1 pseudogene is annotated in these 1,158 nt (G+C 39.1%); it reads left to right on the plus strand.

What is annotated here, in order from left to right:
* A pseudogene (locus ACFINZ_RS09785) lies at positions 1 to 1,158 on the plus strand (protein ndvB); the annotation flags it as partial.

The raw sequence follows: 1,158 nt of genomic DNA on the forward strand, positions 1-1,158 counted from the left end.
TCAACGTGATCAAATGAATGAACAAAGCTTTAAGGTGCTTCTTGCCTCAGCCCGTATCATCCTTCATGCTCAAAATGGGTCTTTATCTGAACAGCTCAAACGACTTAATGAGAGTCATTTTGATCTCGTCACACGGAATAGTCATCAAGGATCTCATGATAAACTAAACGACAAAAGAAGACAAATATCAACACAAACTGAACAAAGCCTCTTCGTTTCTATTGGTCTTATCAGTCAACAAAAATCATCCACTCTTCCCATTAATGGAAAAGATTTACAATATTGGAATGGCTATGGCGGTTTTAACCACAATAATAACTATGTGATACGTCTTCATGGACAAACCACTACACCACATCCATGGATTAATGTGATCGCAAACAAAAGCTTTGGCTTCCATGTCTCCGCTGAAGGTGCACTCTTTACTTGGGCCAATAACAGCCGCGATTATCAATTAACCCCTTGGACAAATGATCCGGTTTCTAACCGTCCAGGGGAAGCACTTTATATCGTTGACCGCCTATCTTTAAAACGTTTCTCACCAATTTCTGCTGTAGAATGCAACGAAAGTGTTGTCTATGAGTCTTGCCATGGTTTTGGATTCTCAACCTTTAAATCTCAACACTCAGAAATTACCTTAGAACTCACCCATACACTCGATCAAAAAAAACCTATTCGCCTTTCACGTCTTATCCTCAAAAATGAAGGGAAAAAATCACGAAGCTTACGCCTTTATAATTATGTTGAATGGGTCTTAGGCAATATCCGAACAAAATATGCACCTTTTCTTCTTCCCTTTTATGATTCCAAACGTGGTGCACATTTTATTCCAAATCCCTATCACCAACAAGTGGCATTTTTATCAGCATCCGAAATACCAACCAGTACCACTACTGATCGTAACGAGTTTATCGGTTTAACAGGAACAGTTACACATCCACATGCACTCCGTAAAGCTGATGCGCTTTCCAATAGGATTGAAGCAGGATGTGATCCTTGTTCAGCACTCGCCTACGATATTGATCTGTTACCAGGACAAACAAAAGAAATAATCTTCTATCTTGGCTGTGCTGAAAATAGGCAAGAAGCTGAAAAACTACTCGATCAAGTCCGTACAAATGATTTTGAAATTTTGCTCACAAAACAAAAACAACAATG

Origin of the sequence: Bartonella sp. AA81SXKL (assembly GCF_042196945.1) — a bacterium.
Lineage (GTDB): Bacteria > Pseudomonadota > Alphaproteobacteria > Rhizobiales > Rhizobiaceae > Bartonella.